This window comes from uncultured Actinobacillus sp. (genome assembly GCF_945915845.1).
Classification (GTDB): Bacteria; Pseudomonadota; Gammaproteobacteria; order Enterobacterales; family Pasteurellaceae; genus Exercitatus.
On record NZ_CAMEFX010000076.1, the window covers coordinates 1 to 4,306 of the forward strand.

The window sequence follows — 4,306 nt, forward strand, 5'->3', positions numbered from 1 at the left end:
AATCAGCCTCCGACTGTTGATCCAGCCACTAATCTGCGGAAGCAAGGAACGAAAAATAAAATGTGACTGCAGGGCGGAAATTATACAGAATTAATGGGTAAATACAAGTAAAATCATATAAAAATGTCGATTGTTCTTTTGATAGGTGCTTGTGTTAAGCTGTATGACTTTAATCATACTTAAGGTATGAATGAGAAGAATGATTATTTATTTTTTCGACAGAATTCTAGAAACTGAGCTAATGGTTCTGAAATATGTTTATTATGGTGTGTAATTAGCCATAATGTTCGCATTAATTTGTGTCCGGTCAGTGATAAATAACGGATTTTTCCTAATTCATATGCATCATCCAATACATATTTTGATAGACAACCAATACCAAAATCATGAATGACAGCTTGGCGAATAGCTTCAGAATGATAGAGCTGCATGGCATTATAATTAGATAATTTGAATAAAATTAACCGTTCAATCGTTTCACGCGTACCAGAACCTTGCTCGCGTAATACTAACGGCAATTTTTGCAAGTGTTCTAATGTGATCTTATTCTGTTTAGTTTGTAGAAAACGAGTATTTGCTGAACAAAATAGCATTAATTCATCTTGTTGCCAGGCCTCTGCTATTAATTCATCAAATAAGTTGTCACCTTCAATAAAGCCCGCATCATAATTAAAATTTCGTACTCCTTCACAAATTTCTTTCGTGTTATGTACATGTAAAATAATTTCAATATGAGAATTGGCTTTCATAAAGTCTGAAATCAGTTTGGGTAATAGGTAATTTCCAACAGTCGTGCTAGCCCCAATATGTAGCTGTACTTTTTCTATAAGAAATATTTTTTCTATTGCCTTTGCCTGACTGATTAAGCTCATTGCTTGTGGGTAAAGTTTATCGGCTGCTTTAGTCGCAATAAGCCTTTTACCATTCCGTTCAAATAGTTGAATTTCTAATAGCTTTTCTAATTCGCTTAACGCACTACTAATTGCAGGTTGTGACAATGAGAGTTCTTCCCCGGCTTGAGTAGTTTTGCCGAATCGGTAAACCGTAATAAAAACGGAGAGTTGTTTTAGAGTTAGCCGCATTACATATCCTTATTAATAAAATTGATTAAGTATATCAAAAATCTCAATTTTACTTATTTAAGTATTTCAGTTATTTTACCAAAAAATATAAATAAAGGAAAAATATGAAACATAATATTTTAGGAGTGATTTTTGTAGGCATGATTACGGCGGTTGCAATGTTTTTAGCGCAAACACAGTGGGCAATAGATTATCATCTCAGCCCTTTAGTCTTAGTCATATTGTTGGGGTGTTTATTCGGCAATACACTCTATAACAAAGTTGAAATGTATATTCATCCGGGCGTGGCCTTTAGTAAAAGCGTGTTATTGAGAATAGGGATTGTACTTTATGGGTTCAATTTAACTTTACAAGATATTAGTCAGGTAGGTGTGAATGCTATGTTTACTGATACGATATTGCTTATTTCAACTTTTTGTATCACATGTTTTTTAGGCATTCGTCTATTGAAACTAGATAAACAAGTAGTTTATCTTACCGCAACTGGCTGTAGTATTTGCGGGGTTGCGGCAATTTTAGGTGCTCAATCTGTGGTGAAGGCTGATTCGCACAAGGTTGCAGTTGCAGTTGCGTTAATTGTAATTTTTGGCACGATAGCTATGTTCTTATATCCGTGGTTATATGGTGTAATGCCATTAACGGAGCAGCAGTTTGGTATTTATATTGGTTCTACTGTGCATGAAGTAGCACAGGTTTATAGTGCAGGTAAAATGCTTAATTCGTCTTTAGCGGATACAGCGGTGATCAGTAAGATGATCCGAGTGATGATGTTGGCTCCATTTTTGATTTGCTTGTCGTTATATTTACAAAAATCTCAAAAGAGTCAGCAAAAATTTACAATACCTTGGTTTGCTCTTCTCTTTATTATTGCATCTTTAATTAATTCTACAGGTTGGATCTCAGAATCTAATGTGAATGTGTTGCGTCAGGGCTCCGTATTAGCATTAATGATGGCAATGGCAGCTATGGGATTAACGACTCAGGTTAAAGCTGTGAGACAGGCTGGAATAAAACCCTTGATCCTAGGAGGAAGTGTTTTTCTTTGGTTAGTCTTATGGGGGGCGGGGATTAATTATATGATGCAGCTGTTTTTCTCATAAAGTGCGGTCAGAATTTAGAATATTTTTTAATATAAGACAAGCTACATGCTTTCGTTTAGCACTGTAGCTTGTACGAACTTAAGCAATATCATTTTGTAAAAGAAAGAAATGTAAACTTTTTCGTTCGGAAATTTTATTTTTATGACGACGTAAGTTTTTTAATCGCTGTGTTCGTCTTGCTCTAGCGAGACTTAATGGTTTTCGGCTTTTCTTTAAATGCATTCTTCGGGTTGCCATAGGATCTCCTTATTTATCGTTTTCTTGATTTATTATTGTTTCGGATTCGTTACTTTCAATATCAGCAGACTGATTTTCTTGCTCTATCTGGACACGGTGGTAATTCATCATGCTGTTCATATAACGACGAATATTTTCTACGTATTGAAAGGCTTCATAACCACGCGCATAACCATATTTTAAGTTTGTATAATGCCGTTTTTCTGCTAACAGCGGTAGATTTTTTTTCACATCAAGCCAGTTATCCGGATCTCCCCCTAGATTTTTGGTCAATCGGCGAGCGTCTAACATATGACCTAGTCCCATATTATAACCAGCCAATGCAAACCAAATGCGATCTTCTTGCGGAATACTGTCCGGAACTTGAGATATCAGCCAATGTAAATATTCTGCTCCTGCTTTGATACTTTGTTCAGCATCCGTACGATCTGTAATTTTCATCCTATCAGCAGTCGCTCTTGTAAGCATCATCATGCCACGAACTCCTGTTGGCGAAGTGGCATTTTCATCCCAGTGCGATTCTTGATAAGCCACTGCAGCCAATAAACGCCAATCTAAATCGCCTTGATATTTTTCAAATAACGGTGCGTATTTCGGTAGGACTTTTTCAATGGCTTGCGTGTAGGAACGCATATCCACATAATCAAATTTACGGAAATGATTAAAGTATTTTTCTTCTATGCGCGCGATGAGTCCATTTTCAATGGCACTGTTCATAAAATCAAGCAGCGCAGCTTGTAAATCATTATAAGAACTATTGGGAAGATACCAATGCACACTGGCTTCATCGGTCACGTCAAAAGCAACCGCTAATTCAGGTCTAACTTGTTGAGCCGCGGACACATCAATAGAATTAGCGATGGTATAGTCAATCTTTCCATCCGCGACTTGCAATAATAAACTTTCCGGCGTACGGCGATTTTGTAATGTCCAGGTGAGATTTGGTAATTTTTCTCTCTGTTCAGCGAGAATTTCTAGTAATTGAGGATGATTCGTGACCGCTAATTTCCCTTTTAATTGGGCTAATGAAGTTGGGCGCGTTTCACCTTTCCGATAAACGAGTTGCCAAGATGCAGAATAATAAGCAGGGCCTAATTGAAATTGTTCTAATTTTTTCGGGTGATAAAGTAAATTGGCGGCAGCGACATCGATTTGATGTGCTTCTAATGCGGCAAAGAGATCTTCGATATTTTCAAAGACTTCGATTTTTAATTCAACCGCTAAATAATCCGCAAAGGCTTTACTAAGATCGTATTCCAACCCAGCCTGTCCTTCCGCATTAATAAAATAAGAAACAGGGTTATTTAACGTACCGACAATTAAGGAGCCACGCTCTTTCAAGACCGTATAATGATTTTCTTCAGAGCGCATTAATTGTTGCCATGGGAAAACCATATCAATCGCCCATAACAGTAACGCAACTGCTGCAAATATTCGGATAACTAAACCTTTCAAATGAAACCTACAAAATTAAAAATAGTAACTATGGCATTTTAACGATTAATTTAGGAAATGCAAAAATAGAATATAACAATAATGAGAAAACAACAAATTTGTTGGAGAAAGAACCGAAATATAAGTTATCTATTTATAACGGTTAATGAAGTGGCATAAGATTATGTTAGAAAAGGATTTCTTATAAAGAGAGTTGGTAATAATTAGAAGAATAATTATTACCAACTCTTTTATTTACTATGTCAAATCATTAATTATGAGTGCTAAAGCTACTCTATAGGAGATAATCGATTATACCGTAGGCGTTGTCGGTATCTGACTTTAGTTAGATAATCCCTTGCTCTTCTAATTTACCTAAGAAATAAGGCATCTGGACGCGCCACCAAGGCCAGTCGTGATCGACATCGTGTCCCCAATAATCAAACCAAGCTG

At 36.4% G+C, this 4,306-nt stretch carries 4 protein-coding genes and 1 pseudogene; 1 reads left to right on the plus strand and 4 read right to left on the minus strand.

The features are described from left to right. Positions 1–203: 203 nt before the first annotated feature. A complete protein-coding gene (locus Q0O89_RS10315) occupies positions 204–1,082 on the minus strand; it encodes a LysR family transcriptional regulator (RefSeq protein WP_293731607.1) in 879 nt (292 codons plus the stop codon). A 104-nt stretch (positions 1,083–1,186) separates the two neighbouring features. On the opposite strand from Q0O89_RS10315, the gene Q0O89_RS10320 reads away from it, so the two are divergent. Continuing rightward, positions 1,187–2,182, plus strand: a complete 996-nt coding sequence (locus Q0O89_RS10320; RefSeq protein ID WP_293731608.1) for a YeiH family protein — start codon at positions 1,187–1,189, stop codon at positions 2,180–2,182. A gap of 78 nt (positions 2,183–2,260) precedes the next feature. On the opposite strand, the gene Q0O89_RS10325 is transcribed toward Q0O89_RS10320, so the two are convergent. From Q0O89_RS10325 to Q0O89_RS10335, 3 genes and pseudogenes are all read right to left on the minus strand, one after another. Further along, a complete protein-coding gene (locus Q0O89_RS10325; protein WP_293731609.1) occupies positions 2,261–2,419 on the minus strand; it encodes a hypothetical protein in 159 nt (52 codons plus the stop codon). 9 nt (positions 2,420–2,428) lie between these two features. Then, positions 2,429–3,874: a membrane-bound lytic murein transglycosylase MltF gene (mltF, locus tag Q0O89_RS10330; RefSeq protein ID WP_293731610.1), complete on the minus strand. Its 1,446-nt coding sequence runs from the start codon at positions 3,872–3,874 to the stop codon at positions 2,429–2,431. Between the two features lie 325 nt (positions 3,875–4,199). Next, positions 4,200–4,306, minus strand: a pseudogene (locus Q0O89_RS10335) (alpha/beta hydrolase-fold protein); the annotation flags it as partial.